Source organism: Arthrobacter sp. CJ23 (assembly GCF_024741795.1).
Taxonomy (GTDB): Bacteria; Actinomycetota; Actinomycetes; order Actinomycetales; family Micrococcaceae; genus Arthrobacter.
The window spans coordinates 2,953,922-2,973,122 of record NZ_CP102950.1 but is presented as its reverse complement, the minus strand read 5'-3'; the positions used below and the strand labels follow the sequence as shown (position 1 = coordinate 2,973,122).

Here is a 19,201-nt window from a genome sequence, read left to right as displayed (position 1 = left end):
GCCATGACTGACCCGAGCAGCGTCCCCTATCCCGCGCCATCGCCCGGACCGGCGGTGCCGGCACTTTCGATCCGGGGCCTGGCCAAGCGCTTCGGCGGTAAGATCGCCGTCGACGGCATCAGCCTGGACGTCCCGGCCGGTTCCTTCTACGGCGTCGTGGGGCCTAACGGTGCAGGCAAAACCACCACGCTCTCGATGGCGACGGGGCTACTGCGCCCGGACTTCGGCACGGCCTTGGTCCACGGGATCGACGTCTGGTCCCGGCCGCTGGAAGCCAAGAGGCTGATGGGTGTGCTGCCCGACGGCGTGCGGCTGTTCGACCGGCTGACGGGCGAACAGCTCGTCAGCTATGCGGGCCTGCTGCGCGGCATGGACCGCGGGACCGTCCGCTCCCGCGTGCCCGAGCTGCTGGCCGCCCTTGACCTTGGAGCCGACGCCGGCACCCTGGTGGTGGACTACTCCGCGGGCATGACCAAGAAGATTGCGCTGGCATCCGCCCTCATCCACGCGCCGCGGCTGCTGGTCCTGGACGAGCCGTTCGAATCCGTGGATCCCGTCTCGGCCACCAACATCCGCGGCATTCTGGACAGCTACGTGGCCTCCGGCGGAACGGTGATTGTTTCCAGCCATGTCATGGACCTGGTGCAGCGCATGTGCAGCCACGTTGCCGTGGTTGCCGCCGGCCGTGTGCTGGCGGCAGGACCGGTTGACGACGTGCGCAACGGCTCAACTCTCGAGGACCGCTTTGTGGAACTTGTGGGCGGCGGCCGCCCGACGGAAGGGCTGGAATGGTTGCGCACCTTCTGAGCCTGAAGTGGCGCCTGCTGCTCAACGGCTTCAAACGAAGCCCCGGGCAGCTCATTGGCATGGCCATCGGCGGCCTCTACGCCGCGGGCACTGTGCTCACCCTGCTGGTCGGCCTGGTGGCCCTCCGCTGGGCCGACGCCGGAAGCGCCCACACCGTGGTGGTCCTGGGCGGTGCCGTCGCCATGCTCGGCTGGCTGGTGGTGCCGTTGCTGGTCTCCGCGGCCGACATGACTCTGGATCCTGCCCGCTTCACCAGCTCGGCCATCCCGGCACCCCAGATGCTGGCAGGCCTGGCGCTGGCCGGTTTCATCGGCCTGCCCGGACTGTCCACGGCGCTGGTCTCGCTGGCCACGGTGGCCACCTGGTGGCGCAGTGTCCCGGCGGTTGCCGGGTCGTTGCTTGGTGCCGCGCTGGGCGCCCTGAGCTGCGTGGTGCTGTCCAAGGTGGTCACAACGGCCACGGCAAGCCTGGCGTCCTCGCGCCGCTACAAGGACGTCAGCAGCCTGGTCATTTTCGTTCCCCTCGTCCTCATGGGGCCGATCGTGGCGAGCGTGATGCAGGGATTCTCCGGTTCCTCGGACTACCTGCCGGGACTCGCCAAGGGCATTTCCTGGACTCCGCTGGGGGCCGCGTGGTCCCTGGGCGGGGACCTTGAGGCGGGCGACGCCGGCGCTGCCGTGCTCAAGTTCCTGATCGCCGTGGCAACGCTGGCAGGGCTCTTCCTCTGCTGGCACCTCCTGCTGCAGCGGGCATTGGTGACGCCTCCGTACGCCGGCGGCACCTCCCGCAAGGGCGGCAAGCTGGGCCTGTTTGCCCTGCTGCCGGCGACGCCCGCCGGTGCCGTGGCCGCCCGCTCGCTGAGCTACTGGCTCCGGGACCCCCGCTATGCCGGCTCTCTGGTGGTGGTTCCGCTGCTGCCCGTCATCTTCCTGTTCTCCAGCGCGCAGTCCGGCAGCTACGAGATGCTGTCCGTCCTGGCGCCCATGACCGCGTTCCTGCTGGCCTGGTCCATTTCGGCCGACACGTCCTACGACAACACGGCCTTTGCCCTGCACCTGGCTGCGGGCGTCAGGGGCATCCACGACCGCCTGGGCCGCGCCCTGGCCTGCCTGGCGATCTCCCTGCCGGTGGTGCTCCTGTTCGTCATCGGGCCGTTCTTCATCACGGGGGACTGGGTGTGGCTGCCCAGCATCCTGGGGCTCTCCCTGGGCATGCTCTTCACCGGGCTCGGCCTGTCCTCGGTGGTTTCGGCCAGGTACGCCGTGGCCGTGCCGCTGCCGGGCGAGAGCCCGTTCAAGAAGCCGCCGGGCAACGTGGCCCAGACCCTGGCCGTGCAGTTCGGCGGGATGGGTGTCCTGTTCCTGCTGGTGGCGCCCGAGCTGGGCCTGACGATTGTCCAGGCCGTGACCGGCAACCCGGTGCCGGGGTGGATCAACCTCGTGCTGGGGCCGGTCCTGGGCCTGGTGCTGTTTGTGGTGGGCGTGCGGCTGGGCGGGAAGTGGCTGGACGCCCGCGGTCCCGAACTCTTTGCCCAGCTGACCGTGAACCGATGACGACGACGGCGGGACCTCCCGCCGTCGGGCGCCCCGACTGGCACCGGACCCGCCAGGCTTGTTCACTTGTGTTCACCAATGGAGAAGTTATGGGACATGGGATAACCTCTAATTGGATCCTCAACGTAATTTTCGACACAGAAAGGCCGTGACGATGGAAGTTGTCATCCTGCCAGGCAGCAAGCAGATCGGCGCCCTCGCCGCGGACGCCATCGAGGCACTGCTGCGCCGCAAGCCCAACGCAGTCCTGGGCCTGGCGACGGGCTCCTCGCCGCTGCCCATCTACGACGAACTCGCCCGCCGCCATGAGCAGGGCGGCCTGGACTTCAGCCAGGCCCACGGCTTCGCCCTGGACGAGTACGTGGGCCTCGAACCCGGCCACCCTGAGTCCTACCGGGAAGTCATCCGCCGCGAGTTCACCAACCGCGTGAACATCAAGCCGGAAAACGTCCACGGCCCGGACGGCGCGGCCCAGGACATCCTGGCCTCCTGCCAAGCCTACGAGGACGCCATGAAGGCCCTGGGCGGGGTGGACCTGCAGATCCTGGGCGTCGGCACCGACGGCCACATCGGCTTCAACGAACCCGGCTCCTCGCTGGCCTCCCGGACGCGCATCAAGACCCTGATCGAGCAGACCCGCAAGGACAATGCCCGCTTCTTCAAGAGCATCGATGACGTCCCGCACCACGTGATCACGCAGGGCCTGGGCACCATCATGGATGCCAAGCATGTGGTGCTCGTCGCCACGGGTGCGCAGAAGGCCCAGGCAGTCCGCGACTTCGTCGAGGGCCCCGTGTCCGCCATCTGCGCCGCATCCGTGCTCCAGCTCCACCCGCATGCGACCATCCTGATCGACGAGGCCGCGGCTTCCTCGCTCAAGCTGGCCGACTACTACCGGCACACCTACGACAACAAGCCGAAGTGGCAGGGCCTCTGACGGGCACGCCCTAGCGGCTAAGATGGATGCCATGACTACGCTGCCTCCGGATCCATTCGAAAACGACCCCATGCGCGAGCTTTCCGGAGCCGGTACTTCCACTGCCACCATTGAGCGCGAGGAGCTGCGCCAGGAAGTGGAGCCCGGCGACCGCGAGCGCTTCTCGCACTACGTCCGCAAGGAAAAGATCATGGAGTCGGCCATGACCGGCGAGCCCGTGATCGCCCTGTGCGGCAAGGTGTGGACGCCGGGCCGGGATCCGCAGAAGTTCCCGGTGTGCCCTGAGTGCAAGGAAATCTACGAAGGCCTCCGCCCAGGAAATGACGGCGGAGACAAGGGCAGCGGCTCGGGCAACTCCAGGTAGTGGGCGGGGGAGCGCTTTCTCCTGCCCTCCGGCCCCTGACCATCGGCATCCTTGCCCTGGTCAGCTGCGTCGCCTTCGAAGCCATGGCCGTGGCGACGGCCATGCCCCTGGTGGCGCGCGAACTTGACGGTGAGTCCGCCTACGGGCTGGCCTTCTCGCTGTTCCTGACCGCGTCGCTGGTGGCAACCGTGGCTGCCGGGGCGTGGTGCGACCTCAAGGGTCCCCGGCCAGCGCTGCTTGCCGGCCTGGCACTGATCTGCGGCGGCCTGCTGGTCTCCGGCTTCGCCACGGCGTTTGCCGTCATGGCCTTGGGCCGTGCGGTCTCCGGGCTTGGCGGCGGCCTCCTGATCGTGGCACTCTACGTGATCATCGGCGAGGCCTATCCTGCCCGGCTGCAGGCCGTGGTTTTCGGCTGGTTGGCCGCGGCCTGGGTGCTGCCGTCCCTGGTGGGCCCGCTGCTGGCCGGCTACCTGGCCGAAAGCGTCAGCTGGCGCTGGGTGTTCCTGGGCGTCATGCCCATCATTGCCCTGTCCCTGGCCCTGGTGTGGCCGCGGATCAGCTCCCTCGGCGCTCCGCAGCACGGGAGCATGGATGCCGCCACGGGCCGGCGCCGCAGCCTGCTGGGCGCGATCCTTGCCGCCGGCGTCTTTGTGGTCCAGTGGGCCGTCCACGCCCTGGCCGAAGGCCCGGAATGGTACGTGCCCGTGGCCATCGTGGCCGGGGTAGTTGCGGTTGCCCTGACCGTACCCAGGCTCCTGCCCGCCGGTACCGTGGTGCTCAGGCGCGGACTGCCCAGCGTCATGGTCACCCGTGCCCTGCTGGCCCTGGCATTCTTCGGTGCCGAGGCGTTCATCCCGCTCATGCTGGTCACCGCCCACGGGCTGGACGCCGCAGTCGCCGGGCTGGCACTGACCGGCGGCGCGCTGGGCTGGTCGGTGGGCTCATTCCTGCAGAGCCGGGTTAAGATTGAACGGCACCGGATCCTGGTATGCGGTGCAGCGGTGGGAGGCCTGTCCATTGGCGCCCTTTCCCTCCTGTCCGGCCAGGGCAGCCCCTTGTGGCTTGTCATGCTGGCCTGGACGCTGACCGGAACGGTCTTGGGAGCCGCTTTTTCAACGACGTCGGTCCTGGTGCTGAACCACTCGGAACCGCACGAACGCGGCCGTAACTCGGCCTCACTGCAGTTGGCGGACCAGCTCGGCGCAGTCATGGGAACTGCCGGAGCGGGTGCGTTGTTTGCCGCTCTTCGCGATCCGGCGCATCCGGAACAGATTGGTGTTTTTGTGGTTATTTGGGTTTCGCTGGCAGCAGCGGCCTTGTTCGGCATCGTGGCGGCCGCCCGCAGCGGCGTACCTTCGCCTCCGCCCGGTGTACGGATTGTCGAATCCAGGCAGGGGGAGTCCGCATGACCGAAACACTCTTTGGCGGGCCGTCGCTTCCTCCGGCGTACCCGGAACGCGCCGCGTGGGGCACCGCCCCCAAGCTCCGTGCCTGGCAGCAGGAGGCGCTGGACCTGTACCTGCGGACCAGCCCTCGTGACTTCCTCGCGGTCGCCACCCCCGGCGCCGGCAAGACCACGTTCGCCCTGCGCATCGCCACCACACTGCTGGACAGCGGCGCGGTGAACCGCGTGACGATCGTGGCGCCCACCGACCACCTCAAGCGCCAGTGGGCAGATGCGGCCGCGAAGGTCGGCATCGCCATCGACCCCAACTTCAAGAACTCCGACGGCCAGCACGGCCGCGGCTTTGTGGGCGTCGCCGTGACGTACGCCCAGGTGGCCTCCAAGCCCATGCTGCACCGGGCCAAGACCGAGGCCGCCCGCACCCTGGTCATCCTCGACGAAATCCACCACGGCGGCGAGGCCCTGTCCTGGGGCGACGGCTTGCGCGAAGCCTTCGACCCGGCGGCCCGCCGGCTCTCACTGACCGGCACCCCGTTCCGCTCGGACACCTCGCCCATCCCGTTCGTGGAGTACGCCGAGGACCGCGACGGCATCCGCCGCTCCAAGGCCGACTACACCTACGGCTACGGCAACGCCCTGCGCGACCACGTGGTGCGGCCCGTGATGTTCATGGCCTACTCCGGCCAGATGCGCTGGCGCACCAGTGCCGGCGACGAGATGGCGGCCTCCCTGGGCGAAGCCGCGGTCACCAAGGACATCACCTCGCAGGCATGGCGCACGGCCCTGAATCCGGGCGGCGAATGGATCCCGGCCGTCCTGGCGGCAGCCGACAAGCGGCTCGGCGAGGTCCGCCGCTCCGTGCCCGACGCCGGCGGCCTGGTCATCGCCACGGACCACGAGGACGCCCGCGCCTATGCCGCGCAGCTGAAGAAGATCACCGGACAGTCGCCCACGGTCATCCTCTCGGACGACTCGAAGGCCTCGAGCAAGATCGAGGAGTTCACCGCCAGCGAGAAGCGCTGGATGGTGGCCGTGCGCATGGTGTCCGAAGGCGTGGACGTTCCGCGCCTGTCCGTGGGCGTGTACGCCACGTCCACGTCCACGCCGCTGTTCTTTGCCCAGGCGGTGGGCCGCTTTGTGCGTGCCCGCAAGCGCGGCGAGACGGCCTCGGTGTTCCTGCCGTCGGTGCCGCCGCTCATGGCACTGGCCAACTCCATGGAGGCCGAGCGCGACCATGCCCTGGACCGTCCGGAGAAGGAAGACGCCGACGGCCTCTTCAATCCGGAAGACAGCCTCATGGCCGAAGCCAACCGCGAGGACAAAGCGTCCGAGGAACTGACCAAGGGCAAGTTCGAGGCCCTCGACTCACAGGCTTCCTTCGACAGGGTATTGTTCGACGGCGGCGAATTCGGCACCGGAGCGGACATTGGTTCCGAGGAGGAACTGGACTTCCTCGGCATCCCCGGCCTGCTGGACGCCGAACAGGTGGGCACGCTGCTGCGCCAGCGCCAGCACGAACAGCAGTCCCGCAAGAAGCGCCAGTCGCCGCTCGCGGCGGCAGCGGCGCCGCCGCCCGTTACGGACCACCGGATGCTGACGGAGCTGCGCAACGAGCTGGCCAAGAACGTGGCCGCCTGGTCGGCCCGGACGGGCACGCCGCACGGCGTCATCCACACCAAGCTCCGCGAAGTGTGCGGCGGCCCTGCCGTGGCGCAGGCCAGCGAAGAGCAGTTGCAGACGCGCCTGCGCAAGCTCCAGGACTGGTTCATCGGCCGCAAGTAGGCAAACGGGGAAGGGCACCGCAGTTGCGGTGCCCTTCCCCGTTGTTGCCGGAGTTCCGTTCAGCTCAGTCCCGTTCGACCTCGACGCCGTTCTCTTCCATCTCGGCATACGCGGCCTCCAGGTCGTCCGCGATTCCGGCGGTCAGCTCGCCGAGGACCGTCACGGAGTAGCCTGCCTGGACCGCATCCAGGGCCGTGGCCATCACGCAGTAGTCGGTGGCGATGCCCACCACCACAACGTCTTCCACGCCGTGGCTCTGCAGCCAGTCGTCCAGGCCGATGGCGTCCTCGTCCAGGGTCTCGACGGCGGCCGCGCCGGCCTTGAGTTCACCGCTGGGCACCTCATCCTCCGGGGCAAGCACGCCCTCGAAGCCGGAGTAGGCCGCGGTGAACTGGCCTTTCCGGAAGTAGGCCTGGATGTATTCGGTGTCCAGTTCGGGGTGCAGTTCGGCGCCCTTGGTCCCGGCCCTGCAGTGCTGGGGCCAGGAATCCACCATGTCCGGTTCGTCCGAAAAGTGGTCCCCCGGTTCGATGTGCCAGTCCTGGGTGGCCACGATGTGGTCAAAATGCTGGTGGTTGGCGTCCACGTATTCGGTGATGGCGGAGGCCACGTCCGCGCCTCCTGCCACGGCAAGCGAGCCGCCCTCGCAGAAATCGTTCTGGACATCGACAATGATCAGGGCCCGGGACATCAGTCCTCCTCGTAGACGGTGGGGATGGCGGGTTCGCCGCGTTGCAGGCGGTTGACCACGGCGGGCAGCTCGGCCATGGTGGCTGCGTGCCGTTCCTGGGCGCGGACCACGCCTTCGTGGCCGGTCCAGCCGGGGAGGAGCTCTCCGTTCTTGACGAACTGCTGCAGCAGGGCGCGGTCGTTGCCGTCGTCCTCCGGGCGGTGCCCGATGCCGACGATTTCCTGCATGGCGATGCCGCGTTCGTTGAGCCTGCGGAGCGCATACTTCCGGCCGCCCATGCTGGCCTTGTTCTTGGCGGCCTTGGCCACGGAGACGAACTCGCCGGCATCGTTGGTGCGGCTGACCAGCTTGTAGACCATGCTGGCTGTGGGCGCGCCGGAACCCGTGACCAGGGAGGTGCCCACGCCATAGGAGTCCACGGGCGCCGATTGCAGGGCCGCGATGGCGTATTCGTCCAGGTCCGAGGTGACCACAATGCGCGTGTTGACGTTGCCGAGTTCGTCCAGCAACTGCCGCACCCACTGGGCCTGCGCCACCAGGTCGCCGGAGTCCAGGCGGACGGCGCCGAGCTTGTCGCCGGCCAGTTCGACGGCGGTCCGCACGGCGGTCTCGACGTCGTAGGTGTCCACGAGCAGCGTGGTTCCCGGTCCGAATGCGGCGATCTGTGCTTCGAACGCCTCGCGTTCGGTGTCGTGCAGGAGCGTGAAGGAGTGGGCTGCGGTGCCCACGGTCTTGAGGCCGAAGCGGCGCCCCGCCTCGAGGTTGGAGGTGCTGGCAAAGCCGGCAATGACAGCGGCCCGGGCGGCCGCCGTCGCGGATTCCTCGTGGGTGCGGCGCGAGCCCATCTCGATGCACGGCCGGCTGCCGGCCGCCGAGGTCATGCGCGAGGCAGCGGAGGCAATGGCGCTGTCGTGGTTGAGCACGGAGAGGATGTATGTCTCCAGGATGCAGGCCTCGGCGAAGGTGGATTCCACGATCAGGATGGGGGAGTAGGGGAAGTAGGCCTCGCCCTCGGCGTAGCCCCAGATGTCGCCGCTGAACCGGTAGTTGGCCAGGTAGTCCAGCGTCTCGCGGTTCACCACGGCGTTGCGCTCCAGGGACTCCAGCTCGGAGTCGCCGAAGCGGAAGTCGACGATCCCCTCCAGGAGCCGGCCCGTCCCGCCCACCACGCCGTAGCGGCGTCCGTCCGGGAGCCTGCGCGCGAACGCCTCGAACACCGAGCGGCGGTGCGCGGCGCCCGAATGCAGGGCGGCCTGGAGCATGGTCAGCTCGTAGTGGTCGGTGAACAAGGAGGTGCGGGGATGCTCCCACGTGGTGGATCTACTCACGAATTCACTCTAGTCCCCACCGTCTCCCACGTCTCGCTCTGTCCCCACCGGCTCCCACGTCTCGCTCCGTCCCCACCGTCTCCCACGTCTCGCTCCGCTCGACGCGGGGCCCTCGCCGGTGTGGGCCCCCGACGCGGGGCCCTCGCCGGTGTGGGCCCAGGCGGCCATAGAATGGACAGATGACCCCAAGCGTTGCGTTCGGCACGGACATTGATGAGCGGACAGAGGCTGCAGAGCAGACGTTCACAGATGTCCTGACAGCTCCGGACATCCCCTGGAACCTGGTGATCTGGAACGATCCCGTCAACCTCATGAGCTATGTGAGTTTCGTGTTCCAGAGCTACTTCGGCTACTCGGAGGCCAAGTCCAACAAGCTCATGATGGAGGTCCACAAGAAGGGCCGCTCCATCGTGGCGCACGGCAGCAAGGAACAAGTGGAACAGCACGCGGTGGCCATGCACGGCTATGGTCTGTGGGCCACCGTGGAGAAGGCCGCCAGCGGCAACGACGCCCCAGGAAAGGGCGGCAGCGCGCGTGGCTAAGGCATTCAAATACGGGCTCAAGGGCATCACCGGGTACCTCGAACCCGCCGAGCGCGAGCTCCTGCGCGGTCTCCTGAACGACGTCATCTCCATGCTCGAGACGGAGTCGCGCGAGGACGAGGACCCGCTGGCCGCCCTGATCGGCCTGGACATGGACGTCCAGGAACCGAGCGACCGTGCCCTGTTGCGGCTCCTGCCAAACGCCATGAAGGACGACGACGCCGGGTCCCTGGAGTTCCGCCAGCTCACCGAACGCTCCGTCCGGGAAAGCAAGATCGGCGCCCTGCGCGCCACGGCACTGGGGCTGGACAAGGACGATCTCCTGCTGTCTCCGGAAGAAGCGCGCCGCTGGTCCATGGCCCTCAATGACGTGCGCCTGGTGTTGGCCGAGCGCCTGGACATCCGTGACGAAGCCGACGCCGACCACGTCCACAGCATGCAGGACTGGTCCCAGGCCGAGGACGTGGAGAGCTACCTGGCCCTCGTCTACAACTTCACCACGTGGCTGCAGGAGTCCCTGGTGCAGTCCATGCTGGCGGCCCTGGAGCGCAAATCCTGAGGTGCAGGCACCCCCGCCATGTGACAAATCAGACATGAGGCGGGGGCCACAGGTGATGGCTGCAACAGGGGCGAAGCCTTATTCTCGAATAATCATGAGTTCAGCATCGGGCAAGGGGAGCGCCGCATCGGCGGCAACAGAATCCCCAGACAACACCACGGCCGCCAGCCAGCTGGGCTCCCGCCCGATCGGCATCTTCGATTCCGGTGTGGGCGGCCTGACCGTGGCCAGGTCCATCATCGACCAGCTGCCCAACGAATCCATCCTCTACGTCGGCGACACCGCCAACGGCCCCTACGGTCCGCTTCCCATCGCCGAGGTCCGCGCCAGCGCCCTGGGCGTCATGGACGAACTGGTGGACTCCGGCGTGAAGCTGCTGACCATCGCCTGCAACTCGGCCTCCGCCGCCGTGCTCCGCGACGCCCGCGAACGCTACACGGCCCGCTACGGCATCCCCGTCATCGAGGTCATCCAGCCCGCGGTCCGCCGCGCGGTGTCCGCCACCCGCAGCGGCCGGATCGGTGTCATCGGCACCTCCGCCACCGTGGGCTCGCGGGCCTACGAGGACACCTTCGCCGCCGCCCCGGACCTCGCCATCACCTCCGTGGCCTGCCCGGAGTTCGTCAACTTCGTCGAAGCCGGGATCACCACGGGGCCGGAGCTCCTGGCCGCCGCCAACAGCTACCTGGAGCCGCTCAAGGCCGCCGGCGTGGACACGGTGGTGCTCGGCTGCACGCACTACCCGCTGCTGACCGGCGTCATTTCCTTCGTCATGGGGGAGTCCGTGACCCTGGTCTCCAGCGCCGAGGAAACCGCCAAGGATGTGTACCGGGCCCTGGCCACCCACGGCATCCAGCGCTCCGAGGCCAGTGCGCCCAGGCACGACTTCGTGGCCACCGGGGACGCCGGAGAGTTCGAGACCCTCGCCCGCCGCTTCCTGGGTCCCGAGGTTTTGTCCGTCCAGCACGTGGACCACGTGGCCGCGCAGTACCCCACCGGCAGCCTCGCCCGGATCACGCCTGAAATGCTCGAGGCGGCCCGCGCCGGCTCCGGGCGAATCCGCCGATCCAACTTCGTCGAGTCCGCGGCGGGCCTCAACGCGGCGGGCCTCAATGCCGAGGGTCTCAATTCGGCGTCCGGGCGTGGCCTGTGAAACTGACCATTGTGGGCTGCACGGGATCGTTCCCCGGCCCGGGCTCTCCGGCGTCGTGCTACCTGGTGACCGCCCATGATGGCGAACGCCAGTGGAAGATCGTCATGGACCTGGGCAGCGGCGCCCTCGGCGCGATCCAGCGCTACACGGACCTGGAGGACATCGACGCGATCTTCCTGACCCACCTCCACCCGGACCACTGCATGGACCTGTGCGGGCTGCACGTTGCCGTGCGCTGGAAGCCGGGCGGCTGGGGCCGTGGCCGCATTCCTGTCTGGGGACCGGCCGCGACGGCGGACCGCATGGCCACCGCCTATGGCCTGGAGCTTGACCCGGGCATGCATGAGGAATTCGACTTCGCCAACTGGACCGAGCTGCAGTCCGTCACGGTGGGCCCCTTCACCGTGACGCCGTTCGCGGCCAACCACCCGGTGGAGGAGGCCTACGCCCTGCGTGTGGAAGCCACCGAACCGGGCAAGGACGGCGTCCCCGTGACCCGCGTGTTGACCTACTCGGGCGACACCGATTCCTGCCAGGGCCTGGAGGATGCCGCCAAGGACTCGGACCTCTTCCTGTGCGAGGCGGCCTTCGAGGAGGGCCGGGACGATGAGATCAAGGACGTGCACCTCACCGGCAAGCGGGCCGCCGAGGCCGCCACGAACGCCGGTGCCAAGCGGCTGCTGCTGACGCACATCCCGGTCTGGACCTCGCAGACGAAGGTCATGGCCGACGCCCGGCCCGCGTTCGCCGGTGACGTGGCCGTTGCCGTCGCGGGCGTCCACTACACGGTCTAGGCCCAACTGGGTAGCAGTAAGTGACGTTTTGCCCGCTCAAAACGACACTTACTGCTACCCAGTTGGGCGGGAAGTCGGTGCGCTGACCGGCCGGCGTCGGGCGCCTGTGCCGGGTGACTAAGCTTGTCGTATGACTTCTGAAGCAACAACCGCCCCCGTCATCCGTGCCGACGGCCGGACCCCCGATCAGCTCCGCCCCATCAGCATCACCCGCGGCTGGTCCAAGCAGGCCGAGGGCTCGGCGCTCATCGAGTTCGGCAACACCCGGGTGCTGTGCACGGCGTCGCTGACCGAGGGCGTGCCGCGCTGGCTCAAGGGCGAAGGCCGCGGCTGGGTCACGGCCGAATACGCCATGCTGCCCCGGGCCACCAACACCCGCTCCGACCGCGAGTCCGTCAAGGGCAGGATCGGCGGACGCACGCACGAGATCTCCCGGCTGATCGGCCGATCGCTGCGCTCCATCATCGACACCAAGGCCCTGGGCGAGAACACGATTGTGCTGGACTGCGATGTGCTCCAGGCCGACGGCGGCACCCGCACCGCCGCCATCACGGGCGCCTACGTGGCGCTCGCCGAGGCCATCCGCTTCGCGCGCGAAAACAAGATGATCGCCAAGAATGCCCAGCCGCTCATCGACACCATCGCGGCCGTGTCCGTCGGCATCATCGACGGCGTCCCCATGCTGGACCTGCCCTACGTCGAAGATGTCCGTGCCGAAACCGACATGAACGTGGTGGTGACCGGCTCCGGCAAGTTCGTGGAAGTCCAGGGCACCGCCGAGGGCGCCCCGTTCGACCGCGACGAGCTCAACGCCCTGCTGGACCTTGCCCTGCTCGGCACCACCCAGCTGTCCGCCATCCAGCGCGAGACCCTGGCCGAAGCCCCGTGAGCGGGGCAGCCGTGGCGCCCCGGCTCGTCCTGGCGACGCACAACAAGGGCAAGCTGAGGGAGCTCCGTGAGCTGCTGCGCGGCCAGGTTCCAGGGCTCGACGTCGACACCCAGGTGGTGGACGCTGCTGCGGCCGGTGCCCCCGACGTCGCAGAGACCGGCGTGACGTTCGCCGAAAACTCGCTGCTGAAGGCGCGCGCTGTGGCCGAGGCCACGGGGCTGGTGGCCATCGCCGACGATTCCGGACTGTCCGTGGACGTGCTGGGCGGCGCCCCGGGCATCTTCTCGGCCCGCTGGTCCGGGACGCACGGCGACGACACCGCCAACCTCAACCTCCTGCTGGCCCAGCTCTCCGACGTGCCGGACTCCCACCGCGGTGCGGCGTTCGTGTGCGCCGCGGCCCTGGCCGTGCCGGAGGCCGCTGGCGCCCGCGAAGTGGTGGAATACGGCCAGCTCGAAGGGACGCTGCTCCGCGAACCTCGCGGGGCCGGTGGTTTCGGCTACGACCCGGTCCTGCAGCCGCTGGGCATGGACCGCAGCTGCGCCGAACTGAGTTCCGAGGAGAAGAACGCGATCAGCCACCGCGGCAAGGCCTTCCGCGCCCTGCTCCCGGCGATCGTCGCGGCGCTGCAGTAGCCGGTCCCGGACGCACACAAGAAAAGGCACCCCGCCTATGAACCGCGCGGGGTGCCTTTCTGCTTTGTACCGGACTTAGTGGTCGCGGTGGGTTTTCCGCTCGGCCTCGGGTTCGTGCTCTTCGATGAATTCCTCCACGGGGTCCGTGCCCAGGGCTGCGGCCTTGCGCTTGGCGAAGAATCCGCGCGCCACCTCGATAGCCACGGGGATCACCGAGAGCAGCACGATCACGATGAAGATGATGTCCAGGTTGTCCCGGACCCACGGCACGCGGTCGCCCAGCAGGTACCCCAGCAGGGTGACGCCGCCGCCCCAGAGGACGGCGCCGATCACGTTGAAGAGGAAGAACTTGCGCTTGTCCATCTGGGCCACGCCCACGATCACGGGGACGAAGGTGCGGATGATGGGGACAAAGCGGGCCAGGATCAGGGCCTTGCCGCCGTGCTTTTCGAAGAAGGCGTGTGCGCTTTCAACGTTTTCGCGCTTGAACAGCTTGGAATCGGGCTTGTTGAAGATGGCAGGCCCGGCCTTGGAACCGATCAGGTAGCCGGTCTGGTTGCCCAGGACGGCTGAGACGATAATCAGCGCGGCGAAAGCCCACACGTTGAACTTGATGGTGTCCGTGGCCACAAGGAGGCCGGCCGTGAAGAGCATGGAGTCCCCGGGCAGGAAGAATCCGACCAGGAGGCCGGTCTCGGCAAAGACAATGCCGCAGACGAGCAGCACAACCCAGGGCGCCAGGGCCGGGTCAGCAAGGAAGATCTGGGGGTTCAGCCAGTCAGGGAGGAACGAGGCCATGTGCGGCTGCACCGGTCCCGCGCCCCCGATGGTGGATACGGCAAAGTCGCTCATCGCAGAAAAGATCACTGGTCAAGCCTACTTGACGGCCGCCGTCGGGGGCTCTTGAGGGGCGCCTGCTTCCCCGCCGCAAGCGGAGGAGGCCACCTCCGATGTAGCGTTCGCCACAAACAAGGCCGAAGGGGCCGTCCCGCCGCGATTCACGGCAGGGGGCGGCCCCTGCCCGCTGTAACCTTGTGCAGTGGCATTGGACTTTACGGCGATCGACTTTGAAACAGCCAACGGATTCCGGGGGTCCCCGTGCTCCGTCGGCCTGAGCAAGGTCCGCGGCGGGGTGGTGGTGGAAGAGGCCTCCTGGCTCATGCGCCCGCCGGAGAACCACGACCACTTCGAGTTCCACAACACCCGCATCCACGGCATCCGCGCCGAAGACGTCGCCGGCGCGCCGCGGTTCGGCGAACTCTTCCCCGAGATCGGCGCGTTCATCGGCGGCGACGTCCTGGCAGCCCACAACGCCGCCTTCGACCTCGGCGTGATCCGCTCCGGGCTGGAGGTTTCTGGCCTCGCCGGCCCGGCCTACGAATACGTCTGCACCGTCATGCTGTCCAGACGCTGTTATTCGCTGGTCTCCAACTCGCTGCCGTACGCGGCCGAGGAAGCCGGCGTCCCGCTGCTCAACCACCACGACGCCGGTGAGGACGCCCGTGCCTGCGCCGGGATCCTGATCGACATTGCCCGCCGCAACAACGCCAACAGCATCGCCGAACTCTATCTGTCGCTGGGACTCTCATTGCCCAAGCAGCAGGCCTTCGATCCCCGGGACGGACTGTCCAAGGCCACGCTTGCGGCGCTCGCCGGACGCGGCGGGGGAGCCCCCGGCGGCAGCCCGTTCGAACGCACCCTGGAAAACGGGGCAGCGCGCCGCTCCTCGTGGCCCGAGGAAGGCCCCAACCCGCTGCCGAATCCGGGAGCCGAGCCCGGGCACCCGCTCTTCGGGCAGACGGTGGTCTTCACCGGCGACCTCGCCATGGCCCGGTCCGAGGCCAAGGTCCGGGCCGCCGAGATGGGCGCCAGCCCCGAGAGCCGGGTGACGGCCCGCACCACGGTGCTGGTGGTGGGCGATGGCTTCATGGCGGATGATCTGCGCGCCGGACGACTCACCGGCAAAGCCCGGAAGGTCCTGGAACTGCACGGCCGCGGCCAGCAGATCGAGGTCGTCTCCGAGGGTGAGTTCCTGCAAATGGTGGGCGGCAGTTGAGCCTGCGGTCATACGGAGCAACAATGCTTCTCTGCGGAGCCGGCCGCTCCTAGCCTTGACCCATGCGCAACACTGGACAGGTCAAAACCGCCGCTCCCGCCACGCCGGGCCGCGGCGTCGACTGGCGTGCGGTGTTCGCGTTCCCGAACCCCGTCAACGAGTACGCCGCCCGGATCACCGCCGGCCTCGTGGTCCTGCTGGCCGTGGCGACGCTGCTGAGCGGCAACGGCTGGGGCCTGGTGCTCATCGCGGCCGGCTTCTGGCTGCGTGTCCTCTTCGGCCCCCGGATTTCACCGCTGGCCCTGCTCTCCGTCAAGGTCCTCGCGCCGCGCATCGGCCATGCCCGCCTGGTGGCGGGTCCGCCCAAGCGCTTCGCGCAGGGGATCGGTGCCGCACTGACCACGGCCGCCGTCGTGCTTTACTTCACCGGCTTCGCGCCGGCAGCGTGGATTCTGCTGGGTCTGCTGATTGTTGCGGCGTCGCTGGAATCGTTCGTCGGTTTCTGCCTGGGCTGCGTGATTTTCGGATTCCTGCAGCAGCGCGGTCTCATTCCAGAGGAGATTTGCGAAGCGTGCAACAACATCACGCTCCACCAGTCCTGAACCGCCGGCCCTTCTAGCCCGTGGTCACGGCGAGCAGCCGCCCGGCCATCCCGCGGATGACCTCGGGGCCCTCCAGTGCCTGCAGCCAGTCGGCCGGAAGCGCCTCCTCGCCGTACAGGGCGCCCAGGATGTTCCCCGCGATCGATCCGGTGGAATCGCTGTCCCCGCTATGGTTCACGGCGACGCCGATCGCGTTCCGGAAATGCTCGGCCGGGCCCGCTCCCTCCGTTGAGAGCACCGCGTAGAGCCCGACGGCGAGTGCCTCCTCCGCCACCCAGCCCTCGCCGAGCGCCGCGGTGAGTTCCTCTGGGGCCAGCACGGTGCCGGCGGCGCTGAGTGCCAGCGCGGCTTCCAGCCGTTCCGGCAGTTCGGGTGCCTTGGTGGGCACGCCATTCACGTAGGAGAGGGCTTCGGCGGCCGCCTCGCGGACCCCGCTGCCGGCAATGATGTGGTGGATCAGCAGGCTGAAGGCCGCGGCGCTGAGCCTGGCGGAGGGATGCCCGTGGGTCAGGGACGCGGCGTCGGAACTGAGCTTGTAGACGGCTTCGCGGGAAATGTGCGGGATCAGCCCGAAAGGTGCCGAGCGCATCACGGTGCCGCAGCCCTTGGAATCGGGATTCACGGGTCGGCCCACGGTTCCCATGGTCCCGCCGGAGAGGCCGCTGAGGCAGGCATTGCCGGGGGCCCGGCGGTGGTGCAGCACTTCCTGGGCGTCGATCCAGCGTGGCTGCGGGGCCGGGGCCGAGTCCGGGACCGGAACGCCCTGCGTCGCAAGCCACCGGAGGTAGGCCAGCCACAGGCACGCGAGTTCATCGGCGGCCACGCCGTCGTTGGCCCACTCGAGGGCTTCCACCAGGCCGTCAACGGTGTACAGCGTCATCTGGGTGTCGTCCGAAAAGTGGCTGCCGCCGTCGAGCTGTCCGAAGGAGGTGAGCCCCGCGGCGCCGAAGCGTTCCCGGATGGCGCCGATCTTGTCGAACTCCACCGCGTAGCCGAGGGAATCGCCCAGGGCGCCGCCCAACAGGCAGCCGTGGACACGGGATTCGAACGACGGCGGGACGGGCGGGAGGGCTTCAACACTCATGCCTGTAATTTACCGTGGACCCCACGCAGGCGTTGACCCGCCGCTGCTAAGGTGGGGAGGCTGCCGCAGGGGCGGCACTGCCCGATTGCCCCGTTGTTGGGTGCCCTCAGTTGGGTGCCCTCAGCAAAGGTGATCGCTGCCGACTCGAAGGCCTGGAGGACACAACGTGCGGGAACCGGCATGGCGTAAGACGGGGCAGACCCCTGACTACAGATTCTCCCTCGCGAACGAACGCACCTTCCTGGCCTGGATCCGCACCTCGCTGGCCCTGCTGGCGGGTGCCGTGGCCATCGACCAGCTGGCCCCCAACATCGCCCCGCAGCCCGTCCGCGTGATCCTGTGCGTGGTGCTCTCCGTGATCGGGGCGGGGCTCGCGGCGCTGTCCTACCGCCGCTGGGGACAGAACGAGGCGGCGATGCGCAACGACCAGGCCCTGCCGTTTTCGCGCGTCATGCTGTTCATGACCATCGTGGTGGCCGTGGCCGCTTTCACCTTCGCCGTGCTGATCCTGGTGGCGCGTTGAGCCTGGACGTCCGTGATCCGGGGCTGCAGCCCGAGCGCACCACGCTCGCGTGGCGCCGGACGCTGATTTCCCTGCTCGTTGTGGACCTGTTCATCTGGCGGAACTGGCTGACGTCCGAGGCGGAGCCGGGGCAGAGCCCCACCGGCATCCCCGGGCTGGACTACCAGGGCCTCTGCGCCCTCATGGCCGCAGCGGCCACGATCGTCCTGGGCTGCGTGGTGTGGATCCGCTCCCGCCAACTCCATGCAGGCACTGTAGCGCCCTCCCATGCCCTGATCCTGGCCAGCACGCTCTCGGTGATCGGGCTTGGCGCGACGGCAGTCGCAGCCATCGCGCTGGGCGGCTAAGCTCGGACCCGGGACTCAGCCCGGACTCAGGACCAGGCCCAGACTCAGGAACTGTCCAGACTCTGGTGACAGGATACTGCGGGGCCGCTGCCCGTCTGCCGCCTCGCACGCTGCCGTTCACCAACACGACACTGCACCAACATAAACGAAGGATTCATCCGCCATGACCTCTCCTGCGCCAGTCTCTGCCGTACGCGGCCCGGGGCTTGTTGCCCGGTTGTCCGCCGAAGCTCTTGGGACGCTGTTCCTGGTGCTCGTTGCGATCGGCGTGCCGATGTTCACCCTTCCGCAGTCCAACCCACTGCCGGCCTCCCTGGCCGCCGGCTTTGCCGTGACTGCCGGCATGCTGGCCTTCGGCTACATCTCCGGCGGTCATTTCAACCCCGCGATCACGCTGGGCAACCTCATCGCCGGACGCATCCGCCCGCTTGCCGCCGCCGCGTACGTCGGTGCGCAGCTGGTGGGCGCGGTTCTGGGTGCCCTGCTGCTCTTCGGCGTGCTGCGCACTCTTCCGGGCATCCCGGACAGCCGCGCCGCCTTTGACACGGTTGCGGCCGGCTTCGGCGAACACTCCACGGTCCAGGCACCCATGGCCGGCGTCCTGCTGGTCGAGGTGGTGGGCGCCGCCCTGCTGGTGGCCGTCTTCCTGGGCACCACCACGGGCCGGAAGGCTTCCCCGGCCATGGCCCCGTTCGCCGTCGGCCTGACCCTTGCCGTGCTGCTGCAGTTCGGCCAGTCGATCGGCAATACGCCGTTCAACCCGGCCCGTGCCACCGCGCACGCACTGTTCAGCTCCTCGTGGGCCGTCGAAGGCCTCTGGCTCTTCTGGGTTGCACCACTGGTGGGCGCCGCCCTGGCCGGCCTGGTGTACCGCGGCTTCGCTGATGCCGCCGCCCTGGTTCCTGCTGCGGCTGCGGTACCGATTGACGGCGACGACGATATTGACGAGGACGACGACGAGACTTTCGACGCCGATGCTGCGCCTGCTGCGGCCGCCGCTGCCGCCGAGCCGGCCGGGGAAGCCACGGCCGCTCCGTCCGCCGCACCGGCCTCGCCTGCTGCTCCGGCAGCGGACGAAGCCCGCGATTTCTTCGACGGCAAGAAGGCCTGATTCTGCTGCGGTACCGGCAGTGTGGGCCTGTCGGCCCTA

21 protein-coding genes are annotated in these 19,201 nt (G+C 68.5%); 17 read left to right on the top strand and 4 right to left on the bottom strand.

Annotation, left to right across the window (positions count from 1 at the left end; translation table 11 throughout):
• The first annotated feature begins 3 nt into the window (after positions 1-3).
• From NVV90_RS13265 to NVV90_RS13240, 6 genes are all read left to right on the top strand, one after another.
• Positions 4-807 (top strand): ABC transporter ATP-binding protein, encoded by an 804-nt coding sequence (locus tag NVV90_RS13265; RefSeq protein WP_258437745.1) that lies wholly within the window; start codon positions 4-6, stop codon positions 805-807.
• On the top strand, positions 789-2,360 hold the full coding sequence (locus NVV90_RS13260; protein WP_258437744.1) for a transporter: 1,572 nt from the start codon (positions 789-791) through the stop codon (positions 2,358-2,360). The genes NVV90_RS13265 and NVV90_RS13260 overlap by 19 nt, the downstream gene beginning before the upstream one ends.
• A 154-nt stretch (positions 2,361-2,514) precedes the next feature.
• The gene (gene nagB / locus NVV90_RS13255) at positions 2,515-3,297 is read left to right on the top strand and encodes a glucosamine-6-phosphate deaminase (protein ID WP_258441169.1); all 783 of its coding nucleotides are present in this window, start codon (positions 2,515-2,517) and stop codon (positions 3,295-3,297) included.
• A gap of 22 nt (positions 3,298-3,319) precedes the next feature.
• Positions 3,320-3,661: a DUF3039 domain-containing protein gene (locus NVV90_RS13250; RefSeq protein WP_258437743.1), complete on the top strand. Its 342-nt coding sequence runs from the start codon at positions 3,320-3,322 to the stop codon at positions 3,659-3,661.
• A complete protein-coding gene (locus NVV90_RS13245) occupies positions 3,661-5,070 on the top strand; it encodes an MFS transporter (protein WP_258437742.1) in 1,410 nt (469 codons plus the stop codon). The genes NVV90_RS13250 and NVV90_RS13245 overlap by 1 nt, the downstream gene beginning before the upstream one ends.
• Complete coding sequence (locus NVV90_RS13240) at positions 5,067-6,848, top strand: DEAD/DEAH box helicase (RefSeq protein WP_258437741.1); 1,782 nt, start codon at positions 5,067-5,069, stop codon at positions 6,846-6,848. Before NVV90_RS13245 ends, NVV90_RS13240 begins: the two co-directional genes overlap by 4 nt.
• A 64-nt stretch (positions 6,849-6,912) precedes the next feature.
• Here NVV90_RS13240 and NVV90_RS13235 read toward each other — a convergent pair whose 3' ends face one another.
• Both NVV90_RS13235 and NVV90_RS13230 read right to left on the bottom strand, forming a co-directional pair.
• The gene (locus NVV90_RS13235; RefSeq protein ID WP_258437740.1) at positions 6,913-7,539 is read right to left on the bottom strand and encodes an isochorismatase family protein; all 627 of its coding nucleotides are present in this window, start codon (positions 7,537-7,539) and stop codon (positions 6,913-6,915) included.
• Positions 7,539-8,867 carry a nicotinate phosphoribosyltransferase gene (locus tag NVV90_RS13230; protein ID WP_258437739.1) on the bottom strand — a complete coding sequence of 443 codons (1,329 nt, stop codon included), beginning with the start codon at positions 8,865-8,867 and terminating at the stop codon, positions 7,539-7,541. Before NVV90_RS13230 ends, NVV90_RS13235 begins: the two co-directional genes overlap by 1 nt.
• A 179-nt stretch (positions 8,868-9,046) precedes the next feature.
• Between NVV90_RS13230 and clpS the strand changes: the two genes are divergently transcribed.
• The 6 genes from clpS to rdgB all read left to right on the top strand — a co-directional run bounded on the left by clpS (position 9,047) and on the right by rdgB (position 13,439).
• Positions 9,047-9,409 carry an ATP-dependent Clp protease adapter ClpS gene (gene clpS / locus NVV90_RS13225; protein WP_258437738.1) on the top strand — a complete coding sequence of 121 codons (363 nt, stop codon included), beginning with the start codon at positions 9,047-9,049 and terminating at the stop codon, positions 9,407-9,409.
• Positions 9,402-9,968 (top strand): DUF2017 domain-containing protein, encoded by a 567-nt coding sequence (locus tag NVV90_RS13220; protein ID WP_258437737.1) that lies wholly within the window; start codon positions 9,402-9,404, stop codon positions 9,966-9,968. The genes clpS and NVV90_RS13220 overlap by 8 nt, the downstream gene beginning before the upstream one ends.
• A 55-nt stretch (positions 9,969-10,023) precedes the next feature.
• Positions 10,024-11,121 carry a glutamate racemase gene (murI, locus tag NVV90_RS13215; RefSeq protein ID WP_258441168.1) on the top strand — a complete coding sequence of 366 codons (1,098 nt, stop codon included), beginning with the start codon at positions 10,024-10,026 and terminating at the stop codon, positions 11,119-11,121.
• Positions 11,118-11,915: an MBL fold metallo-hydrolase gene (locus tag NVV90_RS13210; RefSeq protein WP_258437736.1), complete on the top strand. Its 798-nt coding sequence runs from the start codon at positions 11,118-11,120 to the stop codon at positions 11,913-11,915. Before murI ends, NVV90_RS13210 begins: the two co-directional genes overlap by 4 nt.
• Before the next feature lie 130 nt (positions 11,916-12,045).
• The gene (gene rph, locus NVV90_RS13205) at positions 12,046-12,804 is read left to right on the top strand and encodes a ribonuclease PH (protein WP_258437735.1); all 759 of its coding nucleotides are present in this window, start codon (positions 12,046-12,048) and stop codon (positions 12,802-12,804) included.
• Complete coding sequence (gene rdgB / locus NVV90_RS13200; protein ID WP_258437734.1) at positions 12,801-13,439, top strand: RdgB/HAM1 family non-canonical purine NTP pyrophosphatase; 639 nt, start codon at positions 12,801-12,803, stop codon at positions 13,437-13,439. Before rph ends, rdgB begins: the two co-directional genes overlap by 4 nt.
• A gap of 75 nt (positions 13,440-13,514) precedes the next feature.
• Here rdgB and NVV90_RS13195 read toward each other — a convergent pair whose 3' ends face one another.
• The gene (locus NVV90_RS13195; protein ID WP_258441167.1) at positions 13,515-14,291 is read right to left on the bottom strand and encodes a VTT domain-containing protein; all 777 of its coding nucleotides are present in this window, start codon (positions 14,289-14,291) and stop codon (positions 13,515-13,517) included.
• A 187-nt stretch (positions 14,292-14,478) separates the two neighbouring features.
• Here NVV90_RS13195 and NVV90_RS13190 point away from each other — a divergent pair, with 187 nt between their 5' ends.
• Positions 14,479-15,495: an exonuclease domain-containing protein gene (locus NVV90_RS13190; RefSeq protein WP_258437733.1), complete on the top strand. Its 1,017-nt coding sequence runs from the start codon at positions 14,479-14,481 to the stop codon at positions 15,493-15,495.
• 62 nt (positions 15,496-15,557) lie between these two features.
• Positions 15,558-16,097 carry a DUF4395 domain-containing protein gene (locus NVV90_RS13185; RefSeq protein ID WP_258437732.1) on the top strand — a complete coding sequence of 180 codons (540 nt, stop codon included), beginning with the start codon at positions 15,558-15,560 and terminating at the stop codon, positions 16,095-16,097.
• Positions 16,098-16,110: 13 nt separating this feature from the next.
• On the opposite strand, the gene NVV90_RS13180 is transcribed toward NVV90_RS13185, so the two are convergent.
• Positions 16,111-17,181 carry an ADP-ribosylglycohydrolase family protein gene (locus tag NVV90_RS13180; protein ID WP_258437731.1) on the bottom strand — a complete coding sequence of 357 codons (1,071 nt, stop codon included), beginning with the start codon at positions 17,179-17,181 and terminating at the stop codon, positions 16,111-16,113.
• Between the two features lie 166 nt (positions 17,182-17,347).
• Here NVV90_RS13180 and NVV90_RS13175 point away from each other — a divergent pair, with 166 nt between their 5' ends.
• The 3 genes from NVV90_RS13175 to NVV90_RS13165 all read left to right on the top strand — a co-directional run bounded on the left by NVV90_RS13175 (position 17,348) and on the right by NVV90_RS13165 (position 19,162).
• Entirely contained in the window at positions 17,348-17,704 is a 357-nt protein-coding gene (locus NVV90_RS13175; RefSeq protein WP_258437730.1) for a YidH family protein, read from the top strand.
• Entirely contained in the window at positions 17,701-18,051 is a 351-nt protein-coding gene (locus NVV90_RS13170) for a DUF202 domain-containing protein (protein WP_258437729.1), read from the top strand. The genes NVV90_RS13175 and NVV90_RS13170 overlap by 4 nt, the downstream gene beginning before the upstream one ends.
• A 163-nt stretch (positions 18,052-18,214) precedes the next feature.
• The gene (locus tag NVV90_RS13165; protein WP_258437728.1) at positions 18,215-19,162 is read left to right on the top strand and encodes an MIP/aquaporin family protein; all 948 of its coding nucleotides are present in this window, start codon (positions 18,215-18,217) and stop codon (positions 19,160-19,162) included.
• The last annotated feature ends 39 nt before the right edge of the window (positions 19,163-19,201 follow it).

Bases quoted from the DNA above. Each gene is read 5' to 3' on its own strand.
- NVV90_RS13265 (WP_258437745.1), top strand. From the start codon at position 4: ATGACTGACCCGAGCAGCGTCCCCTATCCCGCGCCATCGCCCGGACCG.
- NVV90_RS13260 (WP_258437744.1), top strand. From the start codon at position 789: ATGGTTGCGCACCTTCTGAGCCTGAAGTGGCGCCTGCTGCTCAACGGC.
- nagB (WP_258441169.1), top strand. From the start codon at position 2,515: ATGGAAGTTGTCATCCTGCCAGGCAGCAAGCAGATCGGCGCCCTCGCC.
- NVV90_RS13250 (WP_258437743.1), top strand. From the start codon at position 3,320: ATGGATGCCATGACTACGCTGCCTCCGGATCCATTCGAAAACGACCCC.
- NVV90_RS13240 (WP_258437741.1), top strand. From the start codon at position 5,067: ATGACCGAAACACTCTTTGGCGGGCCGTCGCTTCCTCCGGCGTACCCG.
- NVV90_RS13235 (WP_258437740.1), bottom strand. From the start codon at position 7,539: ATGTCCCGGGCCCTGATCATTGTCGATGTCCAGAACGATTTCTGCGAG.
- clpS (WP_258437738.1), top strand. From the start codon at position 9,047: ATGACCCCAAGCGTTGCGTTCGGCACGGACATTGATGAGCGGACAGAG.
- murI (WP_258441168.1), top strand. From the start codon at position 10,024: ATGGCTGCAACAGGGGCGAAGCCTTATTCTCGAATAATCATGAGTTCA.
- rph (WP_258437735.1), top strand. From the start codon at position 12,046: ATGACTTCTGAAGCAACAACCGCCCCCGTCATCCGTGCCGACGGCCGG.
- NVV90_RS13195 (WP_258441167.1), bottom strand. From the start codon at position 14,291: ATGAGCGACTTTGCCGTATCCACCATCGGGGGCGCGGGACCGGTGCAG.
- NVV90_RS13185 (WP_258437732.1), top strand. From the start codon at position 15,558: ATGCGCAACACTGGACAGGTCAAAACCGCCGCTCCCGCCACGCCGGGC.
- NVV90_RS13180 (WP_258437731.1), bottom strand. From the start codon at position 17,181: ATGAGTGTTGAAGCCCTCCCGCCCGTCCCGCCGTCGTTCGAATCCCGT.
- NVV90_RS13165 (WP_258437728.1), top strand. From the start codon at position 18,215: ATGACCTCTCCTGCGCCAGTCTCTGCCGTACGCGGCCCGGGGCTTGTT.